This is a genomic window from Shewanella frigidimarina (assembly GCF_003797125.1).
Classification (GTDB): domain Bacteria; phylum Pseudomonadota; class Gammaproteobacteria; order Enterobacterales; family Shewanellaceae; genus Shewanella; species Shewanella frigidimarina.
Window position 1 is genome coordinate 546,387 of record NZ_RKKE01000002.1, and the last position, 25,651, is coordinate 572,037.

25 protein-coding genes and 1 other RNA gene are annotated in these 25,651 nt (G+C 39.5%); 12 read left to right on the forward strand and 14 right to left on the reverse strand.

Features of this window, described 5'->3' with window-relative positions:
- Positions 1-48 precede the first annotated feature (48 nt).
- Together EGC86_RS07330 and EGC86_RS07335 are read left to right on the forward strand one after the other, a co-directional pair.
- A complete protein-coding gene (locus tag EGC86_RS07330; RefSeq protein WP_011636584.1) occupies positions 49-351 on the forward strand; it encodes a hypothetical protein in 303 nt (100 codons plus the stop codon).
- A 57-nt stretch (positions 352-408) separates the two neighbouring features.
- Positions 409-912 carry a GNAT family N-acetyltransferase gene (locus EGC86_RS07335; RefSeq protein ID WP_102037236.1) on the forward strand — a complete coding sequence of 168 codons (504 nt, stop codon included), beginning with the start codon at positions 409-411 and terminating at the stop codon, positions 910-912.
- A gap of 67 nt (positions 913-979) precedes the next feature.
- Here EGC86_RS07335 and EGC86_RS07340 read toward each other — a convergent pair whose 3' ends face one another.
- Positions 980-1,192: a DUF3820 family protein gene (locus EGC86_RS07340; protein WP_041413444.1), complete on the reverse strand. Its 213-nt coding sequence runs from the start codon at positions 1,190-1,192 to the stop codon at positions 980-982.
- A gap of 775 nt (positions 1,193-1,967) precedes the next feature.
- On the opposite strand from EGC86_RS07340, the gene EGC86_RS07345 reads away from it, so the two are divergent.
- From EGC86_RS07345 to EGC86_RS07360, 4 genes are all read left to right on the forward strand, one after another.
- Complete coding sequence (locus EGC86_RS07345; RefSeq protein ID WP_123777106.1) at positions 1,968-2,714, forward strand: AAA family ATPase; 747 nt, start codon at positions 1,968-1,970, stop codon at positions 2,712-2,714.
- Positions 2,674-3,096, forward strand: coding sequence for a hypothetical protein (locus tag EGC86_RS07350; RefSeq protein ID WP_123777107.1), 423 nt, complete (start codon positions 2,674-2,676; stop codon positions 3,094-3,096). The genes EGC86_RS07345 and EGC86_RS07350 overlap by 41 nt, the downstream gene beginning before the upstream one ends.
- A gap of 357 nt (positions 3,097-3,453) precedes the next feature.
- Entirely contained in the window at positions 3,454-4,278 is an 825-nt protein-coding gene (locus EGC86_RS07355; RefSeq protein ID WP_123777108.1) for a M90 family metallopeptidase, read from the forward strand.
- Positions 4,279-4,327: 49 nt separating this feature from the next.
- Positions 4,328-4,933, forward strand: a complete 606-nt coding sequence (locus EGC86_RS07360; RefSeq protein ID WP_123777109.1) for a nuclear transport factor 2 family protein — start codon at positions 4,328-4,330, stop codon at positions 4,931-4,933.
- Between the two features lie 109 nt (positions 4,934-5,042).
- Here the strand turns inward: EGC86_RS07360 and EGC86_RS07365 are convergent, their stop codons facing one another.
- The 6 genes from EGC86_RS07365 to EGC86_RS07390 all read right to left on the reverse strand — a co-directional run bounded on the left by EGC86_RS07365 (position 5,043) and on the right by EGC86_RS07390 (position 14,535).
- Entirely contained in the window at positions 5,043-6,497 is a 1,455-nt protein-coding gene (locus tag EGC86_RS07365) for an HDOD domain-containing protein (protein ID WP_123777369.1), read from the reverse strand.
- A 522-nt stretch (positions 6,498-7,019) separates the two neighbouring features.
- Positions 7,020-8,336: an isocitrate lyase gene (aceA, locus tag EGC86_RS07370; protein WP_123777110.1), complete on the reverse strand. Its 1,317-nt coding sequence runs from the start codon at positions 8,334-8,336 to the stop codon at positions 7,020-7,022.
- 90 nt (positions 8,337-8,426) lie between these two features.
- Complete coding sequence (aceB, locus tag EGC86_RS07375; RefSeq protein ID WP_123777111.1) at positions 8,427-10,079, reverse strand: malate synthase A; 1,653 nt, start codon at positions 10,077-10,079, stop codon at positions 8,427-8,429.
- A 1,336-nt stretch (positions 10,080-11,415) separates the two neighbouring features.
- On the reverse strand, positions 11,416-13,161 hold the full coding sequence (locus tag EGC86_RS07380; RefSeq protein ID WP_123777112.1) for a GGDEF domain-containing protein: 1,746 nt from the start codon (positions 13,159-13,161) through the stop codon (positions 11,416-11,418).
- 7 nt (positions 13,162-13,168) lie between these two features.
- Positions 13,169-13,381, reverse strand: a complete 213-nt coding sequence (locus tag EGC86_RS07385) for a hypothetical protein (protein ID WP_011636573.1) — start codon at positions 13,379-13,381, stop codon at positions 13,169-13,171.
- A gap of 314 nt (positions 13,382-13,695) precedes the next feature.
- Positions 13,696-14,535 carry an SAM-dependent methyltransferase gene (locus EGC86_RS07390; RefSeq protein WP_123777113.1) on the reverse strand — a complete coding sequence of 280 codons (840 nt, stop codon included), beginning with the start codon at positions 14,533-14,535 and terminating at the stop codon, positions 13,696-13,698.
- 315 nt (positions 14,536-14,850) lie between these two features.
- On the opposite strand from EGC86_RS07390, the gene EGC86_RS07395 reads away from it, so the two are divergent.
- Positions 14,851-15,354: an outer membrane protein assembly factor BamE gene (locus EGC86_RS07395; protein ID WP_011636571.1), complete on the forward strand. Its 504-nt coding sequence runs from the start codon at positions 14,851-14,853 to the stop codon at positions 15,352-15,354.
- Positions 15,355-15,540: 186 nt separating this feature from the next.
- On the opposite strand, the gene EGC86_RS07400 is transcribed toward EGC86_RS07395, so the two are convergent.
- Positions 15,541-15,876 (reverse strand): RnfH family protein, encoded by a 336-nt coding sequence (locus tag EGC86_RS07400; RefSeq protein ID WP_011636570.1) that lies wholly within the window; start codon positions 15,874-15,876, stop codon positions 15,541-15,543.
- Complete coding sequence (locus tag EGC86_RS07405) at positions 15,869-16,303, reverse strand: SRPBCC family protein (protein WP_011636569.1); 435 nt, start codon at positions 16,301-16,303, stop codon at positions 15,869-15,871. The genes EGC86_RS07400 and EGC86_RS07405 overlap by 8 nt, the downstream gene beginning before the upstream one ends.
- Before the next feature lie 252 nt (positions 16,304-16,555).
- Between EGC86_RS07405 and smpB the strand changes: the two genes are divergently transcribed.
- The 3 genes from smpB to EGC86_RS07420 all read left to right on the forward strand — a co-directional run bounded on the left by smpB (position 16,556) and on the right by EGC86_RS07420 (position 18,894).
- Positions 16,556-17,044 carry an SsrA-binding protein SmpB gene (smpB, locus tag EGC86_RS07410; protein WP_011636568.1) on the forward strand — a complete coding sequence of 163 codons (489 nt, stop codon included), beginning with the start codon at positions 16,556-16,558 and terminating at the stop codon, positions 17,042-17,044.
- Positions 17,045-17,189: 145 nt separating this feature from the next.
- Positions 17,190-17,545: a transfer-messenger RNA gene (gene ssrA / locus EGC86_RS07415) on the forward strand.
- 593 nt (positions 17,546-18,138) lie between these two features.
- Positions 18,139-18,894: a hypothetical protein gene (locus EGC86_RS07420; protein WP_123777114.1), complete on the forward strand. Its 756-nt coding sequence runs from the start codon at positions 18,139-18,141 to the stop codon at positions 18,892-18,894.
- Between the two features lie 288 nt (positions 18,895-19,182).
- Here EGC86_RS07420 and EGC86_RS07425 read toward each other — a convergent pair whose 3' ends face one another.
- From EGC86_RS07425 to EGC86_RS07440, 4 genes are all read right to left on the reverse strand, one after another.
- Complete coding sequence (locus tag EGC86_RS07425) at positions 19,183-19,527, reverse strand: zinc ribbon domain-containing protein YjdM (RefSeq protein ID WP_011636566.1); 345 nt, start codon at positions 19,525-19,527, stop codon at positions 19,183-19,185.
- Between the two features lie 250 nt (positions 19,528-19,777).
- Positions 19,778-19,969: a ribbon-helix-helix domain-containing protein gene (locus EGC86_RS07430; RefSeq protein WP_011636565.1), complete on the reverse strand. Its 192-nt coding sequence runs from the start codon at positions 19,967-19,969 to the stop codon at positions 19,778-19,780.
- Positions 19,970-20,169: 200 nt separating this feature from the next.
- On the reverse strand, positions 20,170-21,492 hold the full coding sequence (locus EGC86_RS07435; protein ID WP_245423125.1) for a leucine-rich repeat-containing protein kinase family protein: 1,323 nt from the start codon (positions 21,490-21,492) through the stop codon (positions 20,170-20,172).
- Between the two features lie 239 nt (positions 21,493-21,731).
- The gene (locus EGC86_RS07440; RefSeq protein ID WP_011636563.1) at positions 21,732-22,775 is read right to left on the reverse strand and encodes an alkene reductase; all 1,044 of its coding nucleotides are present in this window, start codon (positions 22,773-22,775) and stop codon (positions 21,732-21,734) included.
- Positions 22,776-22,919: 144 nt separating this feature from the next.
- Here EGC86_RS07440 and EGC86_RS07445 point away from each other — a divergent pair, with 144 nt between their 5' ends.
- Positions 22,920-23,516 carry a TetR/AcrR family transcriptional regulator gene (locus tag EGC86_RS07445; RefSeq protein ID WP_011636562.1) on the forward strand — a complete coding sequence of 199 codons (597 nt, stop codon included), beginning with the start codon at positions 22,920-22,922 and terminating at the stop codon, positions 23,514-23,516.
- A gap of 88 nt (positions 23,517-23,604) precedes the next feature.
- Here EGC86_RS07445 and EGC86_RS07450 read toward each other — a convergent pair whose 3' ends face one another.
- Positions 23,605-23,862: a TIGR02922 family protein gene (locus EGC86_RS07450; RefSeq protein WP_123777116.1), complete on the reverse strand. Its 258-nt coding sequence runs from the start codon at positions 23,860-23,862 to the stop codon at positions 23,605-23,607.
- A 608-nt stretch (positions 23,863-24,470) separates the two neighbouring features.
- On the opposite strand from EGC86_RS07450, the gene EGC86_RS07455 reads away from it, so the two are divergent.
- Complete coding sequence (locus tag EGC86_RS07455; RefSeq protein ID WP_011636560.1) at positions 24,471-25,196, forward strand: YebC/PmpR family DNA-binding transcriptional regulator; 726 nt, start codon at positions 24,471-24,473, stop codon at positions 25,194-25,196.
- Positions 25,197-25,651 lie beyond the last annotated feature (455 nt).

Below are 25,651 nucleotides of genomic sequence, written 5' to 3' on the forward strand. Positions count from 1 at the left end.
TAATATCCTCATTAACTATCATTTTTTGGGCAAAATAGGAATACATACATGAAAGCTAAATTAATTGCATTTGCTGCCGCTGCCACTTTGGCTATGGGTGTTTCTTCTGTATGGGCGCAAGGTGCTTTGCATCAAGGTGAAGTACTCGACACCATGAATGGCGGCGGTTATACCTATGTTCAACTTAAAGAAGCTGATAAAACATATTGGGCTGCGGGTCCGCAAACTGAAGTGACTAAAGGCGATAAAGTAGAAGTGTCTGAACAAATGTGGATGAGCGACTTTAAAAGCTCAAGCCTAAACAGAACATTTGATAAAATCATGTTTGTTGGCAATATTAATAAAAAATAGTACGTTTTATCGTAAAAAGCTTACATAATTGACCAATCTTATCGATTGGTCTTTTTTATGAAAAACTCAATAAATCAACCTCATCAAATCGTTGATTTTTCTGCATCATATGCAACTCAAATAAGTGAGTTATACCATACTGCGGTACAAGGTATTATTCATCCAAGATACCCAAGCATAAAACTCAACGCATGGTCATCAGCACCGCGCTCTACTAAATTTTGGCAACTACGATACAAACGAAATAAAGCCTGGTTAGCACTTGATAACCAACAGGTCATCGGCTTCATTAGTCTAGAAACTCATTTTAAGCACCAAGGTTATATTGACTGCTTATACGTTCACCCCGACTATCAGCAGCAAGGCATCGCCAGCGCACTCTATAAACACTTACAACATTGGGCTCTTCAGCAACAATATCCTTACCTCAGTGTTGATGCATCATACTTATCTAAACCGTTGTTTGAAGCTATGGGGTTTGTTTTGCAACAGACAAGCTACCAACAAAAATGTGGCCAAACGTTTACCGGCTTTTACATGAAAAAACGGTTAATAGACTAGATACTAGGGCGGATTTCGTTATCGCTTGTCACCGCTTGTTACCAGCTTCATAGCTTACTACCTAGCTTCACCGCTTTAACAGAGGTTGTAGCATTTCTTCCAATCCATTGAGCTTCACTTCATACATTAATGCTAATTGCTCACCAAGTTTGCCTTCAGGAAAACCTTTAGAGTGAAACCAAACTAAATAAGGTTCAGGTAACTGCAGTAATTTACGACCAGCATATTTACCAAATGGCATGGTTTGATTAATCGCTTCTAACAATTGCTGCTCATTCATCATTTATGGCTCCACGCCTTTGTGTCTTTATTAGGTTAATGTAATACCAATTTGATTAGCTATTTTATCAGTTCAAAGCCTTTTTCAAAACCGCTTTAGGATTCGAAAAATGAACTGATAATACGCACGTTTGACATAACAGGGCGTCAAAAAGTACAGCTAAGTGGAATGCATAATGAGTTGGTACTGCGTTAATTGATGCGAATTTAATTAATCAGAGGTTAACTAATCAGAGGTTAACTACTGATTAATCAACCCATTCAGAGTAACTCAGGCTGAATTAATTACTGTTTATTTTTAAATCCACAAAATACCCAGTTCGAACGCGATTGCAACTGACTATTTAGGACAATAATCAGACCACTGGTTTGCGTAAAATAACCGATTGAATCAGATTTAAGCTTAAAACAACTCATTTTGCGGCATCCTTTACTATACCAATTAGCTATATAGAAGTTGGCTTATAGCCATTTAATGCATATAGAACATGTATTCAGTTTTATCTCTATTGAAAACAATCCCTAAAACAACAATGTTCTTTGCACATAACAGCTGCAAGTCATTATTAAATGTAATCTTTCACTAACATTGACGGATGCTAACTTCTGTTGTCAATTTTCTGCCTTAATGTTCAAAACAGTCAAATAACCGCCTCGAAGACATTAATAAAAAACTGTCAAAAATCAGCTAATTGACTAAATCTATATCCATTATTACAGTGTGATATCAATTACATTTAACGGTGTAAGATAGTTATATTGAGAGGGTAACGTCCATGATCATATTAGTTGGTGGTGAAAAAGGGGGTAGTGGTAAAAGCTGCCTTGCGCAAAATATTGCAGTCTTCCTGACCAATGAAGTTCAAGCTAGCGTGATTATGGTCGACTGCGATCCGCAAAGAACCACGTCAGACTGGATCCAAGCTCGGAACAACAACCCCAAATTACCAGCCATAAACTGCGTGCAGCTGTATGGAAAAATCCGTAATGATTTACTCAGCTTAGAGCAGCATTATGATTATGTTGTTGTCGATTGTGGTGGCCAAGATAATCTAGCGCTTAGAGCAACCATGTCAGTGGCATCCTATGTGTTAATGCCATTGCGCCCAAAACGCAGAGATTTAAAAACCGTCAGCCATATGGACGATATCGTTTCCACTTGTTTAATGATAAACCCGAAAATGAAAGCATCATTTGTGATCACTCAATGCCCAAGTTTACCTAACCAGGCAAGCAGAATTACTGAAGCAAAAGATGTCTGTCGTACTTATGACATTAATGTATTAGATGCCGTTAACTACTGTCGTAATATTTACGACGACAGTGAAGAATCAGGCTTATCTGTATTTGAGTTAGAACCCCAAGGTAAAGCGGCTGATGAAATGCGCAGTATTGCCTGTGAATTACTCGATATTACTGATGCAAAGCAACTTATTGAACAGCGCAATACTGCATCGAACGTGACCACGATGAGAGGAAATTATGGGACTAGCCGATCTCAAGAAAAACGCTTCGTTATGTAAAAGCACCAATAACATTGCAGTATCAATTGATGACTTTATTGCAGCGGCCGATTTATACGCTGCAGGTCAAGATCGTCCTCAACATGAGGAAAAGCAAACGTTAATGACAAGCGATGCAGATAAGCAAAACAATATAATCGATTTTTTACAGCGTAAATATCCACAGCATGTAAAGCCAATAAAATCGGTCAATAAAAGTAAACAGCAACCTTATAGACGTTGTACCTATACCTTAAGTGAAACGGCAATAAGCCAGCTTACATTATTAAGTCAGCAGGGAGGAATAGCAAAATCAAAACTTATCAGGCAGTTGATTTCACAATATTTTAGTCTATCTCCACAACAACAAAAACGGTTAGATGTTAGCTTTACAGACCAATAGTTAACTTTGCAGACTGATAGTGAATTGAACATAATTTTTACCAAACACAACGACAACCACTTTATCCCCGCCCTTTCACTGGCAGTAAATATAAGACTAATATTTGCTAGCCAGTGCTTTTATTTATCCAAAACTCCAACCTACACGCTAGGCAAACTACGTTTTCACTTATCACTCTCATTGCTATTTAGTTTTTCCTAAAGCTTGAATTTACTCACAAACTGCCCCATTAAATACTCATGGAATGAAAAAGCCAGCGAATGAAATAAACAAGTCATATTAAACATTGCAAGCTCAGATAATACATAAGCTTAAAATATCAATCTTGGCGCCCTCTTCGACTACCAGGACACTTCTATGATCGCGATTGTAATATTGCTCGTTATATCAATAACAGCTGTGGCATGGATTGTCAGTAGCCAATGGCGTCTCAACCGTCAACGTAACATTATCACCAGCAAACCATTCCCCACTCAATGGCGTCATATATTAAAAAAGCGTTTTCCTTATTTCAAAGCCATGCCGACGGATTTGCAACTTCAACTCAAAAAGCATATTCAGATATTCATTAATGAGAAACAATTTGTCGGTTGTGACGGGTTCGAAATCAACGACGAAGTAAAAGTAACAATTGCAGCCCAAGCTTGTTTGTTATTACTCAATCGTAAAACTAACTATTACCCAAAACTGAAACAAATTTTAGTCTATCCAAGCGCGTTTATCGTTAAGAAAAACCGCACGGATCTCGCGGGAGTACAATCAAGCCAACGTAATGTGTTGCTGGGAGAATCTTGGGAATATGGTAAAGTCGTATTGTCATGGAACAGCACTATAGAAGGCGCAGCCGACCCGTTTGATGGTAGCAATGTTGTGATACACGAATTCGCTCACCAGCTTGATCAAGAAGATGGAACGGCTAATGGTGCACCACCACTGCGCGATATTACTTCGTATCGCTCATGGTCTAGCACATTAGGGCAAGAATTTAAGCAACTTCAGTATTGCGCTCAACAACATATCCCGTCATTATTTAACTATTACGGCGCGACCAATCCGGCGGAGTTTTTTGCTGTGATAAGTGAAACGTTTTTTGAACGACCCGTGGAGTTTTACCAACAGCATCAACAATTGTATAAAGAATTAAGCCAGTTTTATCAGCTAGACCCAATAAATTGGCATTAGAAAAGTATTAAAACGCATAATAATAATTTACTAAATAAACAGGAATACTATGCAATCAATCATTCACCGACTCGGTTTTATCGCCGTGTTAATGACGACAGTGGCTGCCTTCGATTTACATGCAACTGAAGCCGAAGAATCAACACTTGAACAGAGCCAAACTGAGCCAAAAAACAAACAAGTTAGTCAGCAAGTGAGCTCCGAAAGCGAAGCGATTATAAAAGACATTAGTCAAAAAAATGAGTTAATTGATAGCCAAGGCTTATCAGAAAAAGACAGCCAAGAAGTCAGCGCTTTGTTAAATCTATTACATGAAAGTGCAGCTGCTGCTGACTGGACCACTTATTTTAGCCTTTATCATCCACAAGCGGTGTTTATTGGTACCGATGATTCAGAGCGTTGGAATATGGTTGAGTTTGAACATTATGCCAAACCCACTAAAGGCTGGCGTTACGATTTAAAGTCGCGTCACTTATTACAAATTGACGATACGATTGTATTTGACGAGCAGCTCTATAGCCCAGCATATGGCGTAAGCCGGGGTACAGGTGCGTTGGTACAAACCTCTGAAGGATGGAAAATAGCGCAATACCATTTGAGTTTTCCAATTCCAAACGATAAAGCCAAACGAATTACCAGCTTAATCATGCAATAGCAGTTAAACAATATGGTGGCCATTGTCGAGTATGATGACCACCATAATAGTGAATAGTTAGCTATTCTCTAGACCGATTGTATTGAATGGGAAATATTCAATACCCATCCTATGTCATCGACACCCCAAAACACACATTAGCGAGCTCACTAAAGTGAGTGAAACTGTCGAAATCCTCTTGCTCAAAACGACGTCCAGTACCCTGCCTATCGGCATAAAATAATCCCAACACTTTCTGTCCAACAAAGAGCGGCGCTAATAAAAAGCCATTTTGAGAAAAGCGTTCAACGAGTACATCATCAATTTGAACTTTGCATTCTTTGGTGGTGGGTGCATTTACCCACACACTCTTTTTTTGCCCAATACATTGAGTAAAAACGGATCGAGGGTCGTCTAGTTCAATCACAAAGGCTTGTTTTAATAATTCAGCGCCATCACCCATCATCACCCTTGGTTGTAATAATTTACGACTTGGGGATAGTAACAATACACCACACCTATCTAAACCAACGCCGGTTAACATTCCTTCCAATGTGGTGTGCATTATTTGATTAAAATCAGTTTTAACCACGGCATAATGGGTTAATTGTCTCAATTTACTTAACTGATAACCTTGATTGGTTTGCCTTATCTCAGAGAGCTCAATAGGAGCGTCGACATGCTCTAATACGTCTGCGGTATTAGGTAAATAAGACACTATGGCTTTGGCACCATATTCAATGGCTAATTTATGGGTTATTTCGCTGCAATCAATAAACTTTTCAGTAAATTCATCCACACTGATGTCTAACATTTCTGCGGCTTGAGATAGGCGTTTGTGCAGCTCTTCAGCGTTAACTTTAGGCTGTGACACGATTTCTGATAACTTATCGGCTAAAAAAATACAACGGATCTCAGGCATGCGCTCGTCTGGCTGTGCTAAAGACTTAATCAGTACTTCACCTAAGCCCCAGCTTCTGGCAATGCTTTGGGTCAGCTGGGTAAAAGAGGTACCTAGTTCAGTTCGAATTAATGAGTTTTGTTCAATTTTATCGTCAGTCGCTAACAACTTTTTATCAAGCTGTTCGGTTAATTCACCGCCCATGCTCCAAAAAGCACTTTCACCTATTCGATACAATAACGAGGCAATAAACACCTCTTCACGTAGCGATTCTCCACGGTCGCTCATCATCATTCTAGCGAGCATCGCCGCCTGAAAAGATTGCGCCATCAGTTTTAATAAACGTTGATAGACACTTTCGCTCAGGTGCTTATTTTCAAGTAAACTGGTGAGTAGTTTTGCGGTAATGCATATGTTGCGAATTGTATCAAAACCTAATACAACCGCTGCACGGCTTACGGTCGAAACAGGATTAATACCTTTATTGTAAGTGGCGCTGTTTGCCACTCGCAAAATACGCGAGGTGAGTGCATTGTCGTGCATGACACTTCGACCTAACAAAGATAACGAAGACACATCGTCTTTTGCCAACTTTTCTAAATCACGCACTGTTGAACATAATGCAGGCATTTCTTGATCACTAATCCGCTTGGTCCAGTAATCAGCCCCTTTTTGTTGAGTCATCGCCTTCAAAAATTAACCTAAATATAACAAACATTGTTTTTAGTATACTCAATTTCATCACGGTGTCTTGTAGATATTGCTATTCGCTTAAGCTAGCTCACGTATCAAAGTAAAACAATAATACTCATATCCCTGCGCCCACTGATTAGTGAATTAATCACACTGATGCTAGCACAACGAATAAATGACATGTTATATCGCTATTAGATCACTTTATTCAGGAATTGCAATTTTTGAGCAAGTGTCGTTCGAGATAAGCGGGGTTCATTTGGGTGCAAAAGTGACATCTACATAAACGATAAATATTGGGCAAAAAAAACGGCTCACAAGAGCCGCAATCACAATAATGTGGTTGGAAAAAACTTACGGGTAGGAAGTATCCAAACAATCAGGTTCAACAACTAAGCATTGACTTATAAACCATTATATTTGGATAAAAATCCCGTACGACCTGTAGGTGAGCCGTACGGGGTTACAACAGTCACAAAGTGACCAAACTTGTAAAACGGTTGGGACTAACGATTAAAACTGTTCTTCTTCAGTAGAGCCCGTTAGCGCTGTTACTGACGATTTACCGCCTTGAATACACGTAGTCACTTGGTCAAAGTAACCTGTACCCACTTCTTGCTGGTGCGATACGAAGGTATAACCTTTCTTAGCCGCAGCAAATTCAAGCTCTTGTACTTTTTCAACATAATGCTTCATGCCTTCACCACGTGCGTAGTCATAGGCTAAATCGAACATGTTGTACCACATGTTATGAATGCCCGCTAACGTGATGAACTGGTACTTGTAGCCCATGTTAGACAACTCTTGCTGGAACTTAGCAATCGTAACGTCATCCAAGTTCTTCTTCCAGTTGAACGAAGGTGAACAGTTATAAGCAAGTAGTTGGTCTGGATACTGTGCATGAATGGCATCAGCAAATTTCTTCGCTTCTTCAAGACAAGGTTTAGCTGTTTCACACCAAATTAAATCAGCATAAGGAGCATAAGCAAGACCACGTGAAATAGCTTGGTCTAAACCAGCTCTAACGCGGTAGAAACCTTCGTTAGTACGTTCACCAGTAACAAACTCACGGTCATATTCATCACAATCTGAAGTCATCAAATCAGCAGCATTAGCATCTGTACGTGCAATAACCAAGGTATCAACACCACTGACATCTGCCGCTAAACGTGCAGCAACTAACTTTTGCACCGCTTCTTGAGTTGGTACGAGGACTTTACCGCCCATGTGACCACACTTCTTAACAGACGCTAATTGGTCTTCAAAGTGAACACCTGCAGCACCAGCATCAATCATCGACTTCATTAGTTCAAATGCATTCAATACACCACCAAAACCGGCTTCTGCATCAGCAACGATAGGTAGGAAATAGTCAGTGTAATTGTCATCACCTGGATTTACTTCTTTGCCCCATTGAATCTGGTCAGCACGGCGAAATGAGTTATTAATACGGCTCACAACTGCAGGTACTGAGTTTGCTGGGTAAAGTGATTGGTCTGGATACATAGTGCCCGCTAAGTTAGCGTCAGCAGCAACTTGCCAGCCTGATAAGTAAATCGCTTCTATTCCCGCTTTTGCTTGTTGTACAGCTTGACCACCAGTAAGTGCGCCCAGTGAGTTTACGTAGCCTTTTTTAGCGCCGCCGTTAACCAGTTCCCACAATTTTGCAGCACCCATTTTAGCAATGGTATTTTCTGGCACAACAGAGCCACGTAATGCGACAACTTCTTCAGCAGTAAAAGGACGCTTAACCGATTTCCAACGTGGATTTTCATCCCAATTTTTCTTAATTGAATCAACCTGTTGCTGACGAGTTGGTTGTGTAGTCATAGTGTCGCCCCTTCCTGTATGAGGGTAGCAAAGTGAATCATTCAACTTTGCCTAATTCAGTAGTGTTGTAATTAATATCGTTATCCGACATTACGCCGTTAACAGTTCATATCCTGGTAATGTTAAGAAATCGACTAGCTCATCAGAGGTAGTAATTTGTTCAAATAATTCTGCCGCTTTGGCGAACTCACCTGCATTAAAACGCTCCGCGCCAAGTTCCTTTTTCACGTTGGCCATTTCCTCTTTCAACATGTCTTTAAACAATGCTTTAGTGACCAATTTGCCGTTGGATAAACTTTTGCCATGCTGGATCCATTGCCAAATAGAAGTGCGCGATATTTCTGCTGTGGCGGCATCTTCCATCAAACCGTAAATCGGTACGCAACCATTTCCCTGGATCCACGCTTCGATGTACTGCAAAGCAATTCGAATATTCAACCGCATGCCCGCTTCAGTTCGCTCGCCTTGACAAGGCTCAAGTAATTCACTGGCTAAAATGGGTGCATCGACATCACGCGTAATGTGTAATTGATTGGTTCTATCGCCACCGATGTAATCATTGAAAATTTTCATCGCTGTGTCGGCTAAACCCGGATGAGCAACCCAAGTACCATCATGACCATTGCGAGCTTCTAACTCCTTATCGCCACGTACTTTTTGTAATACCAGTTCGTTAGTTGCTTCATCTTTGGCAGGAATAAATGCTGCCATTCCGCCCATGGCTAATGCGCCACGTTTATGGCAAGTTTTAATTAATAAGCGTGAATAGGCACTTAAAAATTTAGTATCCATAGTTACCGCTTGACGGTCGGGTAGCACACGATCAGGATAGTTCTTTAAGGTTTTGATGTAGCTGAAGATATAATCCCAACGGCCACAATTCAGCGCGACAATGTTTGAACGAAGTTCATAAAGAATCTCCTCCATTTCAAATACCGCAGGTAATGTTTCAATTAAACAAGTACATTTAATGGTGCCAGGCTGTAAGCAAAAACGTTCTTCTACAAAGGCAAAAATTTTCGCCCACCAACGCGCTTCTATATGGCTTTCTAACTTAGGAATATAAAAGTAAGGTCCAGATTTTTTAGCTAAAAGTTGACGATAATTATGGTAAAAGTACATAGCAAAATCGACTAAACCGCCAGGAATGGGTTTGCCTTTGTATTCAATGTGCTTTTCAATAAGATGCAAACCACGTACACGAGCAATTAACACTGCAGGATCCGGATTTAACGAATAATGCTTACCTGTTTCAGGGACAGTTAGTTCAATATCACCGCGCACGGCATCACGAAGGTTAATTTGTCCTTCGACAATTTTTTGCCAACTCGGTGCTAATGAATCCTCAAAGTCGGCCATAAACACTTTTACATTAGCGTTTAAAGCATTGATGATCATCTTACGATCAACAGGGCCGGTAATTTCAACACGTCTATCAGTGAGATCGTCAGGCATTCCACGGATAGTCCAATCACCATCACGAATTGCACGAGTTTCAGGTAAAAAATCAAGTAACTCACCATTATCAATACGGGCTTGTTTTTGCTTACGCTTAGCTAATAGCTCGGGTACTTCATCAACAAATTTTGCACATAACGAATCAAGGAAAGCCACGGCGCCAAGGTTAAAAACTTCTTCTTGGCCATTAACAGTAGGCCCAATAAACGTGAGATCAGTTTTAACCGAATCATCAGCATTTGCTGTGGACTTACTGTATTGAGCAACTAACTGTTCTGCCGTCATAATAATGGCTCCCTAAATGCTGTCTGTTTTGATATTGATTGTCATGCTTCACTGTGTAGTGATGTTATCTACTGTCTATTTATCCCGCCTGTCTGTACCAAATCATCGCTGTACTTATTAGCGTTCAAATAAACCATTTCTAATAACATTTAACTGAAGCTGACTGTTTACCAAAAACTTTCAAATGTCTATTTCGTACTAAAAACTAACCAAAAACGTTTGTAATTGCAACAGTCTGCTCCTTACCAAAACGACTCGAAAAACAGTGCCTCCGATCACATAAAATGGTCTTACCAACACGAATTAATCACTACAAACCTCTGTTACCTATAACGTTTATATAATAGAGCTTATACTTTAAAGTTGCCATGTGAAATTCATCTTACCAATTGACCAGCAAATGATAATGGTAAAAAAGGTTGTAATATAATAACCAACTGTAAATATTTATTTACCAATCTTTAGTCTATACTATTTAATTAAACAATTTTGCAACGTTTCTAGCTTACCTATACGTAATAACATTTTACTAATTAAAAACAAAGACTTACACAAAGCCAATTACACGTCAAATTTAAACAACTGTTTTAAACTTACCTTTACGTAAACGTAATCAAAAAAGCCATTTTAATAGCTTACAATGTGAGTTACGTCACCCGATCAACAAGCTCAAGCAGATTGGTTTGTTTTAAATAAAATGCATTTTTTTTAAAAATAATTGAAAAAACTTCATAAATGGGGCAATTAAGAACCACAATGGTGCAGCGAAGAGTAATAAATAGTGCTCAGATCTGGCGGAATATGTCGGTAATAACGAGGCTTAGTTCACTGTATGTTAATTGGCATCTGTCGATAAATCGCTAATGATTCAGCTCTAGCTCAGATAGAGTGGCAACAAGGTATCGCAAACGCTACGTAATGAATTGAATAACTAATGTTGCAACTGATGAATAAATGGAAATGCCGTTAGCATTTGTGGCGGAGGATTTTCCTTGAAGCAATTTGGTGCAGACACTGTAAATGCATAACCTTAGCTCAGACTATTAAAAATGACATCACACAATAAAACGAGATTAATTTCAAACCTGCACGATTCAATTTACCCGCTGTTCGACTTACAAGGAACACTTATACCAAGCCTAAGACTAATCAATACACTAAAGATTACGGTAAATAAGTGGTTTGATTAACATTCATAAACCAGAGCACAATAACATTAAACAACGAGTGTAGTGCCAACGTTTAGACGCTATCACAAGTGACAAGCTGGTTTAGCATATGTTGATTTACTCAAGGTAGACACTTCAGGGAGAGATATAAAGCTAGATGACTATCGTTATTTGATGGTGTCGTTAAAACAGATGACACAATTTCGACCATTATGCTTGGCCTTATACAGCGCTAAATCCGCACGGCGAATTAACGGGTCGAGGCTTAGGTCATCCTTATCGACACTACTCACACCACAACTCACCGTGACAGTAAAATCGTGTCCTGAGAAACGAGTGTTAATATTGGCTATTGCATTGCGGATCTGCTCGGCAAATTCAACCGCGATATCTTCAGTTTGCTTTGGCATAAAGATAGCAAACTCTTCACCGCCCATTCGGGTAAATATATGAGTCGGCTTCAACATATCACCAATCACATGTGTGACCTTTTTTAACACCCAATCACCCGTAGCATGGCCATATTGATCATTAATATTTTTAAATAAATCTAAATCCATCAACAACACAGAGAATGACTCACCAAGCATTTGAGCTTGAATAAATTCATTTTCTGCCATTTCTTGCCCGGTGCGGCGATTAAAGATACCTGTCAATCCATCTCGCTGCGCTTGCTTCATAAATTGATTACGTTGCATCCAAGCAGAGATTAATAACAACAATAAACCTACAGAAAGCCCTACTAATAATGTTGAAAACATAATTGATGAGCTTTTCTCTTTCATGAATAAATCTTTTTGTTTCATCAGTAATTCATGGTCTTGGATCAAGCTAGTATTCTCACGATTTTTTTCCACACTATCAAAGCGAGCCATTTGATAGGCATTTTCTTTTATTTTCTGTTCATCAATTAATTGCTGACCAAGTGCAGATGCCACAACTTGATACTGATATGCTTTATCAAACTGACCACGTTTACCCGCAATTAAAGACAATATTTCACTAACTCGTTTTTTTACCTGCATGTTGCTAGGCTTATTAGGTAAAGCATTAACTAACTGCGCAAACATATCAGCTTGTTGGTAATCACCCAGATGAAAATATATCGAGCTCAAATAAGACTGTATTTCGTTAATTTCAATTTGAAATTGAAACTTCTGATAACGCTCTAAAGCCTCAAGGTAAAAAGGTTCTGCTTCAGCATACAACCCCTTATCAAACAACACATTAGCTTTACCCTTGATAGACATAATCTCTATCAATGTAAAACCATGGTTTTTGCAATAAAGTTGGGTGTCTGTAAATAATGCCTCTGCCTGGTCAAAGTGGGTTAATTTCAAATGAGCCACTGAGTGATATAGCATCGAAAAACATTCGCTTTTTGGGTCTTTACCTTGATTTAGACTTAGTGCTAATTGCGCTATACGTAGCATTTCCTCATAAGCATCAAGCTGTAAATACACATTCATCAGACGAATATAAGACATTATTTTTATACTTTGATCTTGATAACTGTCGATACGAGAAAGGTTATCCTCTAAAAGAGCAAAAGCTTTTTTATAGTTACTCAATCCTATATTTGCGGTGGTTTTCAATAAATAAATATTTGTGAGTTCTTCACCGAGTGGATCGTAAGTCAGTGCTTTATCTAAAGCTTTATCTGCTTCGACAAAATGACCTAAATAAAGATTTTTTGTACCTAGCAACATATACAGACGACTATGCTGTGCTGCGGTAAGTAATGATTCAGAGGATAACGCGATATCAATCTTTTCAATGGCATAACCAATGTCAGTCTTCAAAGATTGTTCTATAGTGTCGAGTTCTTTATCATAATCGACGTTGCCAGCTATCGCCGCGCGGCTAAAAAGCAACACGATGATAATAAAAAAATACATCAATATTTGAGGCAAAAAATAATTACTCTGTCGGATTACTTATAATCATATACATGGCCATTTCTTTATCACCAGACAACTGGCTAACACGTGCTTTATCTCCTGACATCACAGCATCAATCTCTTCTTGTGTTAATCCATTTGATTTCATTACACCACGAGGATCAAGCTTATATGCTTCCAATAAAGCGGCGTCAGTTCCAAGCTTAGTAAAAAATGTATTCATGTTAGACATATCGTAACCTTCTATTCTAGATTATATTTGTAATTAACGACTTAAATTTACATCTGTGTGATTATCATTTGTAACAACTTTAACTTTACTGGGTCTGCCCGTCGACAAAAAACGTCATAACCAATTGTTTTATGACAAATCTCTACAATAAATTGCTTACTAAAATCTTTTATCAATAAAAACTTCATCACTTTCGATAAGTATTGAATCACTTATCCTCTATAGCACCCATCCGTAACTTATTGATAAAATTATAGTCGTTTTAAACATACTATTTCCTAATTAACTCATTTGTCAGCAACCATTCAAAATACTTAGCCAATATCTGATTCCACTATGCCTAATTTGGCTAACATTTCATGGTTAAGTGTCATCGGACGCGCTGGAGGAATTAACAACGTGCTAATCGTCGTTAGCGTAGCCTCTGGCAATAAAGATAACGGTATGCGCTCTATAACAGGTGATTGAAATGGCAAATTTGCTGCTTCATATATAATTACTGCATGAGTCAGCGGATACCACTGATTTAAGTGTTCAACCAAAATCTGCAATTTATCTTTAGTGCTACTAAATTGAGTTAAGGTATGTTCACCAGCAAGAGCAATCTGCCAAAGTAACAGATGCGTTGTAGGATCCGGAATATGGTGATAAAGCATGAACTGCGTTGCTTCAAAACTTTGGTGGCCACTATGACCTGGGTCAATGCCTAAATCAGCCCACAAACAAGCTTCAGCTGAAATACCCGGCAACATGCTAGCGTCAAAACCTTCACTGCGGGCTTGTTTAATGGACCAATGCGCCACGCAGGCAAATACCCCAGGATGACCATATAAGGCACATACAACTAATTTACCTAGGCGAACTTCATCTAAGATAGCATCAACCATTTCTGCATAAGTATCACGACGATTTTTTACCTCATCGTGTTGAGCATAATAAGGTTGAAGTGAGCGAACATCACAATTAAGCGACATTAACCAACGTTCTGAAAAACCATCGGGCACTAACGAAAATACCACATCAGCATGCTCTATATAACTCAAACTTAATGCACCTATTTGCCCTGCTAGTTGTAATCCCGTTCCAACACAAACAAGGTTGCCTTTTTTTGCTCTGGTTAATGTTGCTATTGGTGATTGTTGTCTCGTCATCATGGTTTCTTATTTTGAAATAATTATAATGCAAAATAAAAGCATAAAATAAAACTATCAGTGACTTATGTATTAATAGCGATTGACATTATTAAACGTTATCTAGGGCATCTAAATCACAAATTGAGCAACATCCTACCAACATTTTTTGTACAACGTTAAATAAAAATGAAAATTTACTCTAAATTTATTTATCGAAGAAAATGGAACTTCAACCGCTAAATTGACTCAAAACCACAACATCTTCTAATAGACCCTTGTCAGCATAGGGACTGCTTGGGTATGATGACCGACAGAATTTAGGAAGTAGCGCAGACAATGATAAACAAAAAACAAAGTCTTACCCTTGTAAGCGCAGTAGCGCTTTCATTATCACTTAGCGGATGCAGTGTGTTTGATTGGTTGATTTATAAGCCAGACGTGCCACAAGGCAACTACATGGAAACACAGCAAGTCGAAAAACTTCGTGTCGACATGACTAAAGAGCAAGCAGAATATATTTTAGGTCGTCCAGTATTGCGCGACAGCTTCTCCGATGACACTTGGTATTATGTGTATCATTTTAAAAGTGGTCGAGATGCCAGCATTACCCATAAAGAATTAATCATTCATTTTAATGGCGACAAGATCTCCAGTGTTGCTGGTGATTATGACTTAAGTGCTGAATTTAACACCCCGCTTGATCAAAGCTCATTGCCGTCGGTTAACGAACCGGATCTTAAGCCTTTATTACCAGAAGTTCGCCCAGATGCGAAACCTTTGGTTGAAGAGCAACGTCCTGCGTTAAAAAACCAAGCTGAAAATGATAATGCACCAACATAAACCACGATAACATGTGATTTATGCCAATAAAAAGCAGGACCTCTCACGAGAGTCCTGCTTTTTTTATGACATTTTTCTAATATTATAATTTGATCAATCTAGTTAACTCTGCTCGAATTAACTGATGGAATAAAATCAATCTAGATTCAACATGGTAGGCTTAGCAAAAAATTTAAGATTAATATATTAGCTAACTTTAGCACCAGTAATTTTATTAATACGACCTTCATCTTTAGCTTTTTCAGCGCGCTTACGACGAACATCTTTAGGGTCTGCAATTAACGGCCGATAAATTTCAACACGCTGCCCAGGTACGAGTACTTCATCATGTTTGGCCTGGCGACTAAACACCCCAAGCTTAACCTCTTCAAGGTTAATATCCGGAAAAAATTTAATAATATCACTTTGCTTAACCGCTTCAATGAATGTGGTACCTGGCGACACCATCACCGAAATAATTTTCTGCTGTTTTGGCAATGCATAAATAACATCTACCGAGAACTTTTCTGTTTCATTAATCACGATAAATCACCTTTGCCCTATCGGTAAATGCCATTACCATCGACGACATCAAATCCTTAAACACTTTACCAAACGCCATATCAACCAGCATGTTTGAAAATTCAAAGTCCAAATCAAATTCAACTTTACAGGCATCTTCAGTCAGCTCAGTAAATTTCCACAAGCCATGCATGTGCTTAAACGGGCCATTTTCCAATTCAAGTGAAATCGATTTAGCTTGGATCACTTGGTTGCGGGTGGTAAATGTTTTACTGATCCCCGCCTTACTGACATCAACCGATGCCACCATGGTTTGACCATCAAACTCAAGCACCTTACCACCGACACAGCCCGGTAGAAAAGCATGATACGATTCAACATCATTGACTAAATCATACATCTGTAAGGCACTAAATCTAACCAGCATACTTTTGGAAATCTTGGGCATCTGACATCACTATCCTTAATACAATAGTGCGATTTTATCACGTTAAATAAAAAAGGCATCTCCGAGAGCGTTAAATCACGTTGGAAATAACACAATCACCAAGAAACTGGGTATAATCGTTGAAATATCAAAAATCTCCCCCATATCTATTAGTTAATAGTATTAGCATAATAGAGTTTATCAAATGGGCTCACTGCGGGTTGTCCAGCACCATCCTTCAGGTCAATAACGGCAATCAGAACGGTAATAATAATGGTAAAAAAGAAATCAGCAAACGCCTCAGCGAGCATCGCACGCAATAAACGCGCGACCTTTGAATACCGCATAGAAGACAAAATCGAAGCGGGATTACAACTTATGGGCTGGGAAGTTAAGTCCATTCGCATGGGTAAAGTAAATTTATCTGATTGTTATGTCTATATTAAAGAGGGTGAAGCCTTTATGCATGGTTGTACTATTCAACCACTTAATACAGCTTCAACCCATGTAATATGTGATCCAATCAGAACCAAAAAACTGCTATTAAAGCGCAGTGAAATTGACAAACTTGCCGGCCTAATTGAACGTCAAGGCTACACCTTGGTGCCACTATCAATGTACTGGCGCAAAGGTGCCTGGGTAAAAGTTGAAATTGGCTTAGGTAAAGGTAAAAAAGATCACGACAAACGTGAAGACACCAAAGAACGCGAGTGGAAAATTGAAAAAGCTCGTGTAATGAAAAAAGACAAAGAAAACGCTTAATCTCGTTGATAGGCCACTGAAACAATTAAAATTGATAAGTTGTTATTGAACACAGGCCTATAACGAACAGATAGTGAACAAACGATTATATTTTGTTAATGGACACTAGGTATTCATCTAACAAAGCGTTATAGTTAACTCAATTGGGGGCGATTCTGGATTCGACAGGATTCACGAAACCCAAGGAGCATGTCGAGGGGCGGTTGGCCTCGTAAAAAGCCGCACCGTTATAGTTGCAAACGACTCTAACTACTCTCTAGCAGCTTAGGCTAGCTAGCCATCAACCACACGTTTCGCACGTGGACAGTGGATTCTGATGGTCATATTACAGTGTGCTAGCGAGGGAACTCCGTCCGGGGGTGAACCGCGAAACAGTACCGGACTCACCAAGTAGCATCCTGTCTTTCGGAGACTGCTTGGTTAAATAAAAGAGAGACTAAACATGTAGTGCCGAGGATGTAGGCTTTCTGGACGCGGGTTCAAGTCCCGCCGCCTCCACCAATTACCGAAAGGGCTTAGCAGCAATGCTAAGCCCTTTTTCTTTATCTGCTAGCTCAGTTTAATCCGCTTTATTTTTGTGGTTGGATGAGTTTTATTATCCAATTAGTTTATTCGATACCAACACTTCATTGATACTTATTGCCTAGGCAACATTTACATCGTTAATGCCAATTTCAATCTTCATATTAAACAGTTATGAGTATGATAATATCGCTTTTTGAATATAAGCAACGTCGTGGCGCTTCGCCCACACCCGACCAAGAAGGGAAAAACTGCTTTCCCCTCTTGGATCTCCCCAGCAGCTCCGACAAAGTGTTGATCCTCATAGCTATAATAAAAATCGCCTAACGGCTCAGATGGTACATCCATGTACCCCTGAGCCTGTGCCATCATCCATGATGTCACTACGGCATTTTCATCACGCTATTTCGGACACTTCGGACGGAGAATCATTGAGCCTGCGGGTTAATTTCAAATCGAAGAGTTACTATGGTTAGAGCTTTACTTTAAAGTATCTTATTTAGACCATATTCAGTTAACAGCTATACAATATTTGACTAAATGGACGAATTTACATTATTAGGAAGATAACTATGCAGATTGAAAACGCTAAAGAATGGCGACAAAAATACCAGCTAAATAGAGACGATAACATAACGATATGGCGATATCTCAGTCTAGAAAAATGGTTATCCATGCTAACTACCCAAAAAATGGTATTTTCAAAATTAGCAGAGTTTTCTGATAGAAATGAAGTTGAATACCTAATTAATATTCTTACAAAAGATAATAAAAAGCAGCTTGGTAAAAGTTTAGTAGACCATATTGCGCATTTAAAACATGATTATTATGCTGTGTGCTGGAATGCTAAAGAAGGTGAATGCCGCTCACTTTGGTATGCATATACTGGGAATGCTAGGCTTGGAGTTGCAATACAATCTTCTGTTAAATCATTTTTTCGCAGTGTTGGATTTACGAACCCCTCACCTAGTTGCTACAAAGTAGCTTATGGGGTAATTACAGAAAACCCTGAATATCTGCAGATGAATGAACTTCCACTTTGTTGTAAATCAATAGCCTATGAGAGTGAGAATGAAATAAGGTTCTTACTAAACAATAGTACTGCTAGAACCGATTGGTCTAATATACCAGTTACATCTACAGCACCAGAGCTCCAGCCTCCGGTGATACAATTTGATTGTGACCTCAACATGCTTACAGAAGGATTTATGATTTCTCCTTTTGCTTCTGAGTGGCAAAAAGAAGCCATCCTTGAAACCACAAGAAAACTAGCACCAGAAATCATGGATAAATATATCAAATCAAGTATTAATGAGCATAATAGCTAGTAGGCTAAAATTTAGTCACGTAACGTGCAAGTGGTAGATTCAGTGTAACTGTCACTTGAGTTGCACATTTTTTCCAAGTCAAACTTTTCCAAGACTATATAATCAACAACAGCACTTCTAGTCATGCTGTTGCACATAGTCAAATTTATTGACTCTGGCTACATTACTAATAAGAGTAGGCAAAAGCGTCCATAAAAAATCCCTGCTGGCATTGCTGCCTGCGGGGATTTTTTGTTAATCAGCCTAAAGCTGATTAATGGTCACTTATAACGACTAGTTCAATCGTTATTAGCTTTGTTTTTTAACAAACTTCGATTTCAGCATCATTTGGCCGTTGCCATCGACTTTACAGTCAATGTCGTGGTCGCCGTCGACAAAGTGGTTGATCACTGCTTTAGTGCCGACTTTAAGCACGAGTGATGAACCTTTTACTTTAAGGTCTTTGATTAAGGTGACTTTGTCGCCTTCTGCTAATAAATTGCCGTTGGCATCTTTTAAAATGATGGCGTCTGGATCAACCACTTCTTCATTTGGGTTCCATTCATTGGCGCATTCTGGGCAAATTAACAATGTGCCGTCTGAATAAGCGTACGGAGACTCACATTTTGGGCATGGCGGGATTACATCACTCATATCTTTACTCTCTGTGTTCTTGGCAGTTGTCGAATAAGTTAATAGCGCTAATACGCAGTTCGACAGGCTTTATCGATTGGCGTGAGATAGAAAAACATCTACCCTGCCGAATATTGTAATAACATTATAATGCCATTATCACAAATTGACTACCCTAGGGTGATAAACCAGCTGATCCACTAGCCTGCTAACGTGACTATTGGAATTACCACTAGTGTCACCAATAGCCTAACAATAGGCGAATTGAAGCTTAGCTTTTTACTTGTGGATTAGGGCGACTTTGATTGTCACCAAAGCTCACATCATGCTTTTCGAGGTATTCGCGAATAAGCTGACGGGTGACTTGTGATGGGGTGAGATCTTGCGCAGCACACAGTTGTTCAAATGCCTGCTTTTTTAGCGGGTCCATTAATACAGTAAAACGTGCAGTTTTATTTTCCACAGTGGGCTAGCCTTTCATTACGACATGATAATTTGATTATAATGTAGTGTGTGGCTAAAGACCATATTCAGTATTTTTTATTCGCTGAACGATTCACTTGAGCTGTTCATTAGAGCTATTAACTAAAACCATTTACTCGAGCTAAGAAACAACTAGGCTGGTTAAACCTAATGATGCCCTAGCCCGAGTGTGTTTAGCTGTTAAGCAATGCTCGCTAAACGTGGTAACAGCGCTTTAAAAGTCGGTCTGGTTGATGAACTGTGCTGCAAGCAATCTTGCACTAACTGGCGCAACATTGCCGCTTGTGGTGTGTCTGGGTTATCGATGAGGTTTAGCATGTCATCGACCAAATAACCAAACGCCCTAACCTCAATAGCTTGCATTAATTGCAAATGCTGTGGGGTGAACTGCTTTAAATTTGAGGCGGCGCCAAAATCACCAAACAGCACGTTATCGTGGGTATTTATCATGATGTTGTGGGCATAAATATCACCATGACTTATACCATTTTGGTGTAAGTGAGCCAAAATATCAGCCATTTGGCTGGCAATATGAGTAATGCGCGCCCAGGTAAATACCGTTTGCGCTTCAAAAGTGTCACGGCTACAGGTTTGCAACGACGGCGGTAAACCTAAATTGCCGTAGCTTGGCGGAATAAGTTGCATCACTAAACCCAGTTGTTCTGGTTGATTAATTTGTGCCACCACATTAATCAAATTAGGGTGCTCGCCAGCGGTTAAGCAACAATCAAGCTCATCTGCTGGATAACCATCACTGGTTACCATGCCCTTAAACAATTTAATTGCGACATCAGCGTCGCTGCTAAAGCTTGTGTCAACTGAGCTTTCTGTATGGTGAGTTGCTTGATAAATTAATCCAGATGCGCCCTGCCCGAGTAACTGACCTAACGTAAACTGGGTTAATGGCACTATAGGTACGCGAGTATTATCGCAATGTTCTACATGACTAAACGCGTTACCTGCAAAAGCCAACCAGGCTAAGTTAGGTAGCTCAAATAACCAATATGGTAAGGCGGTAAGCTGGTTAGCCGATAAACGGATAAGAGCCAATTGATGACAATTAGCCATACTATTAGGCAGTGCGGTTAATCGGTTACCCGCTAACGCGAGTTTTTCCAGACGATGACACTGACCTAAACTGTCTGGCAACTGCTCAATGTGGTTATCGGTTAATATTAACCAACGAGTTTGCTTTGGAATGGATGTTTCGGGTACGGTGCGAATTTGATTGGCTTTAAAACCTATCATTTCGAGCTTTGGACACTGGCCTAATACGGCTGGTAGATGTTCAAATAGGTTATTCGACACAAACAAGATTTTGAGTTGATGCAAGTCAGCAAAGTTATCGGGCAATGACGATAATTGGTTATTGCTAAGATCGAGTACTTCTAGAGTATCGGCTAACTCAAACAGTTTTACAGGAAACTCCGTCAGTTGTTCTGCGATATTGACTCGTTGATAACCCAGTAACAAACCATCATTTAATTGTTGCAGTGTTTGCATCATGTTTCTCTTTGCCGAAAATTGTCGACATAGTAATAGAGTGCACCCACTGAGACAAATTTCTGCCAAAAAAAGACCACAGCAAAAGCTGTGGCCAAGACGGATGCTAAAAAACAAAAATTGGGGTTGATGACTTTAGCGCCATTTCTAACATAGAAAATACTGCTTAGAAATGGATTCCTACAAACTACGTTTTACTAACCTCTGCTGAAATCAGTAACGTAAAACAACAAACTAGGTTAAATCAATTCCGTTAACATGGTATCGGCGTATGCCACTAATTCGCCGCCATCACGTACTTTTGCCACATAATCTGGATTAGCAATAAATGGACGGCCAATAGCCAACAAATCAAACTTGTTGTCGGTAATGGCTGCACTACCCGTTTCGGCGGTGTAGCTACCTACACCCACTAAGGTGCCAGTGTAAACACTGCGTAGGTAGGTCGATATGCTGCCACCTAAGTAATCGAACTGCATTGAATCGTCAAAAATACCGCCATGTAAAAATGCTAAATTGCGTTTAGCTAACTCAGGTAACAAGTAGTCAAACACGTCACGGTCGCGTGGATCGGTAGCCATATTGAAATAGGCACCTGGAGAAACGCGAATAGCGGTGCGATCTGCGCCAATTCTGGCAACAATAGCGTCAACTACTTCTAAAGCAAAACGTGACATGTTTTCAGGGGTTTGGCCGTATTCGTCCTCACGACGGTTACTGTCATGATGTAAGAATTGATCAATTAAATAACCATTAGCACCATGAATCTCGACACCATCAAAACCAGCATCAATCGCATTTGCAGCTGCTTGAGCATAATCAACAACTAACTGCTTAATATCATCTAACGTGGCAGCCTTTGGCGTTTGGTAAACTAATTCGCGCATTCTAGGCACAGTACCTTCAACAGCTTGTGCAGAAGCAGATAATACGTCGCCACCATCAAAAAAATGTGGATGTGCTACACGGCCAGTGTGCCAAAGCTGAGCAAAAATTTTTCCGTCATTTTTGTGCACCGCATCGGTCACTACGCGCCAGCCGTCAATTTGAGCTGGAGTAAATAAACCAGGGGTATTTGGATAGCCTTGTGCATCTGGACGAATAATTGTCGCTTCACTGATAATCAAACCCGCTTCAGCACGGCGAGCATAATAGTCTGCAATAGCTTGAGTAGGAACAAGATCATCATCCGCCATACAACGCGTTAATGGTGCCATTAAAATCTTGTTTGATAATGTTAGGGTGTCATTGAGTTTGTATGGTGTAAATAAACTTGCCGTCATGTGCGATCTCCTTTCTTGAATATACATTCAAGATTAATCTTAATTGAATACACATTCAAGTATTTTTTGAATAATCGATCAAATGTAGTTAGACTCGAGCGTTATGAGTTATCACGCTTTGTTGTTGACCAGAAGTGACCAGATATGAGACACGCTGAATTTGATAGAGAAACGGTTTTACGCGCTGCAATGAGCACCTTTTTAGTGAATGGATACGCTAAAACCAGCATGCAAGATCTCACTAAAGCAACGGGGCTACATCCGGGGTCAATTTACTGTGCCTTTGATAATAAAAAAGGCTTATTTATTGCTGCTATTGAGCAATACCAACAAGATCGTAATGAACAGTTTCAGCAATTGTTTGCCAATGACCGATCAGCAGTCGACAACTTAGGTGCTTATTTAGCGCTAATCGTACAAGAATGTTTAAGCTGTGATGCAACCCAGGCGTGTTTACTGACCAAGTCACTCAGTGAAATGGGCGAGCAAGATGAACAAATAAAACAAATGACTTGCCAGTTTTTACAGCTATGGCACCAGTCACTTGCAATGGTGTTCGATACAGCAAAAGCGCAGAAGCTGATAGCACAGGACAGCGACAGTCAATTTTTAGCGCAGTATTTAGTGATGGGAATATACGGTTTACGAACAGTGGCTCACACTCAGCCTAATGAGCAAGTATTACAGCCTTTAGCAGATAAACTGTTAGCTGATTTACTACGCTGTGAGCCGGTAAAATAGTACAGCTAACTCGCGTGATAAATGCCCACATGTTAAAAATTACAAAAAAAAAGACACTTCACGTGTCTTTTTTTTACTTGAGCTTCATTTAATTTTCTAATTTGCTCATAACTCGTTGTGAGTAAACACGTTCACCCAGTGAGTTAAGTATTTTGCACTCGCCTTCTAATACCGCAATAATAGATTTACCTCGACGAAATGATTCAGGGATCATTACACGCCCAGTTTGGCTGATTTGCAGATCGGTCATCACAGCATTATGCATTTCTAAACCAACAGGGGCTTCGTAATACAAAATAGTCACCGTCGTATTTGACGTTTGACCTTCAGCAGATTCAGATTTCATATTCGGACTCTCATTTCTAACATACTGATTAAGTTTAGAAATGATATTGATCATCTAACTCATCAATACATCTCAGGGTAAAAGGATGAAACAATGGACTTTCAATATTGAGTTCACCCAATAGAGAAGTCGTTTCTCTTATTTTTATATTTCGGCTTTATACGATAATACACTGTTAAATTGTATTATCGATTTAATGCTCTTAGCACATAAACTTAACACAACTGATGTGTAAATATGAATACTTATGTCCTGTAAGTGCGAGGTGCTAGCGTTTTATTATGCAGTATTTACACTGTAAACAAGCCTATTAAACCTCATCTCGGGATGAGAAATAGGCCAACGCAAAAAGTCAGACGATTTCACGAGGGTCATCGCAAACGTTTTTGTTGCCTTATAAACAACACCAATTTACTTGGCAATTGCAGATCTATTGTACGTGAATGCAACCTAGTGACTAGGGCAAAGGACTGTTTGATAAACTTTTATTATTTTGCTACAAGGTTATTTATGCAAAATTTAGAACCAGCACCTAAACAGCACAACTTATTCCTGCTAGAATCGGTGACAATTTTTAGCCTTTAAACATTTAATAAAACGAGATTAAGATGGGCAGAGCATATCAAAATAAAAAAGAGTCCATGGCGAAAACCGCTGGCCAAAAGACACGAATTTACTCACGTTACGGTAAAGAGATTTATATTTGCGCTAAAGGTGGCGTCGACCCAGATGGCAACCTAGCACTACGTAGCTTGATTGCCCGCGCGAAGAAAGATCAAGTTCCTGCACACGTAATTGAACGTGCCATTGAAAAAGCTCGTGGTGGTGGTGGTGAAGATTATGATACCGCCCGCTATGAAGGTTTTGGTCCTGGCGGCTGCATGGTGATTGTTGACTGCTTAACAGACAATGGTAATCGCACATTTACTCAGGTTCGCCAAGCATTTGTTAAAAATGATGCCAAGTTAGGTAGCCCTGGTACTGTTGGCCATATGTTCGAACATCAAGCAGTTTTTGTGTTTGAAGGTGAAGACGATGAAGCCATTCTTGAATTGCTTATGATGGCCGACGTCGACGTTGCCGATGTAGAGCTAGAAGATGGCATCATCAGCGTATTTGCACCCGTATCTGAGTTTAACAATGCGCGCACTGTGTTAACTGAAGCCTTTCCAGAGATAGACTTTAAGGTAGAGAATTTAGCATTTGTGCCACAAACAATGACTGAACTTACTGGTGAAGATATTGAAAGTTTTGAAAAGTTCTTAGCGGCTCTTGATGATTGTGATGACGTTCAGAACGTTTACCACAATGCAGACATTAACGACGAAGAATAACTCAAACTAAGGCTGTTAAAGCGTTCTAAGCCTAAGTGCTAGAACGCTTTGCAGCTTGTTTCTATCAAAGCCGTCACGTCATTTTGTCACTCTCAATATCCACAACCTAAACATTCACAAGCTAAACACTAGGACGCTTCGCAGATAGATTCTATAAAAGCGATGAATCTGAAAGATTAAAAGTTCAACAGTCGAATCGAATCCCCCTTCCCGCTTTATTTTGCTATAGCTTTATTTTGCTATAGATTTTTAGTGATCTATGTAAGCGAAGCATACGCTTTTCATCATTGTTATCGCCCTAACAATCCGCCGAACACTTTGTCAGCAATGCATTCGAGGTTATCACCCTTACCGATGTTACCGCTTTAATTACTTTAAGCATGTTAAATTGGGCATGTTAAAAAGATCATTGGATAAAAGCTTAATTCATGTCACTCTAAATAATATTCTTTATA

Bases quoted from the DNA above. Each gene is read 5' to 3' on its own strand.
- EGC86_RS07330 (WP_011636584.1), top strand. From the start codon at position 49: ATGAAAGCTAAATTAATTGCATTTGCTGCCGCTGCCACTTTGGCTATG.
- EGC86_RS07335 (WP_102037236.1), top strand. From the start codon at position 409: ATGAAAAACTCAATAAATCAACCTCATCAAATCGTTGATTTTTCTGCA.
- EGC86_RS07340 (WP_041413444.1), bottom strand. From the start codon at position 1,192: ATGAATGAGCAGCAATTGTTAGAAGCGATTAATCAAACCATGCCATTT.
- EGC86_RS07345 (WP_123777106.1), top strand. From the start codon at position 1,968: ATGATCATATTAGTTGGTGGTGAAAAAGGGGGTAGTGGTAAAAGCTGC.
- EGC86_RS07350 (WP_123777107.1), top strand. From the start codon at position 2,674: ATGGGACTAGCCGATCTCAAGAAAAACGCTTCGTTATGTAAAAGCACC.
- EGC86_RS07355 (WP_123777108.1), top strand. From the start codon at position 3,454: ATGATCGCGATTGTAATATTGCTCGTTATATCAATAACAGCTGTGGCA.
- EGC86_RS07360 (WP_123777109.1), top strand. From the start codon at position 4,328: ATGCAATCAATCATTCACCGACTCGGTTTTATCGCCGTGTTAATGACG.
- EGC86_RS07365 (WP_123777369.1), bottom strand. From the start codon at position 6,497: ATGACTCAACAAAAAGGGGCTGATTACTGGACCAAGCGGATTAGTGAT.
- aceA (WP_123777110.1), bottom strand. From the start codon at position 8,336: ATGACTACACAACCAACTCGTCAGCAACAGGTTGATTCAATTAAGAAA.
- aceB (WP_123777111.1), bottom strand. From the start codon at position 10,079: ATGACGGCAGAACAGTTAGTTGCTCAATACAGTAAGTCCACAGCAAAT.
- EGC86_RS07385 (WP_011636573.1), bottom strand. From the start codon at position 13,381: ATGTCTAACATGAATACATTTTTTACTAAGCTTGGAACTGACGCCGCT.
- EGC86_RS07390 (WP_123777113.1), bottom strand. From the start codon at position 14,535: ATGATGACGAGACAACAATCACCAATAGCAACATTAACCAGAGCAAAA.
- EGC86_RS07395 (WP_011636571.1), top strand. From the start codon at position 14,851: ATGATAAACAAAAAACAAAGTCTTACCCTTGTAAGCGCAGTAGCGCTT.
- EGC86_RS07405 (WP_011636569.1), bottom strand. From the start codon at position 16,303: ATGCCCAAGATTTCCAAAAGTATGCTGGTTAGATTTAGTGCCTTACAG.
- smpB (WP_011636568.1), top strand. From the start codon at position 16,556: ATGGTAAAAAAGAAATCAGCAAACGCCTCAGCGAGCATCGCACGCAAT.
- EGC86_RS07420 (WP_123777114.1), top strand. From the start codon at position 18,139: ATGCAGATTGAAAACGCTAAAGAATGGCGACAAAAATACCAGCTAAAT.
- EGC86_RS07425 (WP_011636566.1), bottom strand. From the start codon at position 19,527: ATGAGTGATGTAATCCCGCCATGCCCAAAATGTGAGTCTCCGTACGCT.
- EGC86_RS07435 (WP_245423125.1), bottom strand. From the start codon at position 21,492: ATGCAAACACTGCAACAATTAAATGATGGTTTGTTACTGGGTTATCAA.
- EGC86_RS07440 (WP_011636563.1), bottom strand. From the start codon at position 22,775: ATGACGGCAAGTTTATTTACACCATACAAACTCAATGACACCCTAACA.
- EGC86_RS07445 (WP_011636562.1), top strand. From the start codon at position 22,920: ATGAGACACGCTGAATTTGATAGAGAAACGGTTTTACGCGCTGCAATG.
- EGC86_RS07450 (WP_123777116.1), bottom strand. From the start codon at position 23,862: ATGAAATCTGAATCTGCTGAAGGTCAAACGTCAAATACGACGGTGACT.
- EGC86_RS07455 (WP_011636560.1), top strand. From the start codon at position 24,471: ATGGGCAGAGCATATCAAAATAAAAAAGAGTCCATGGCGAAAACCGCT.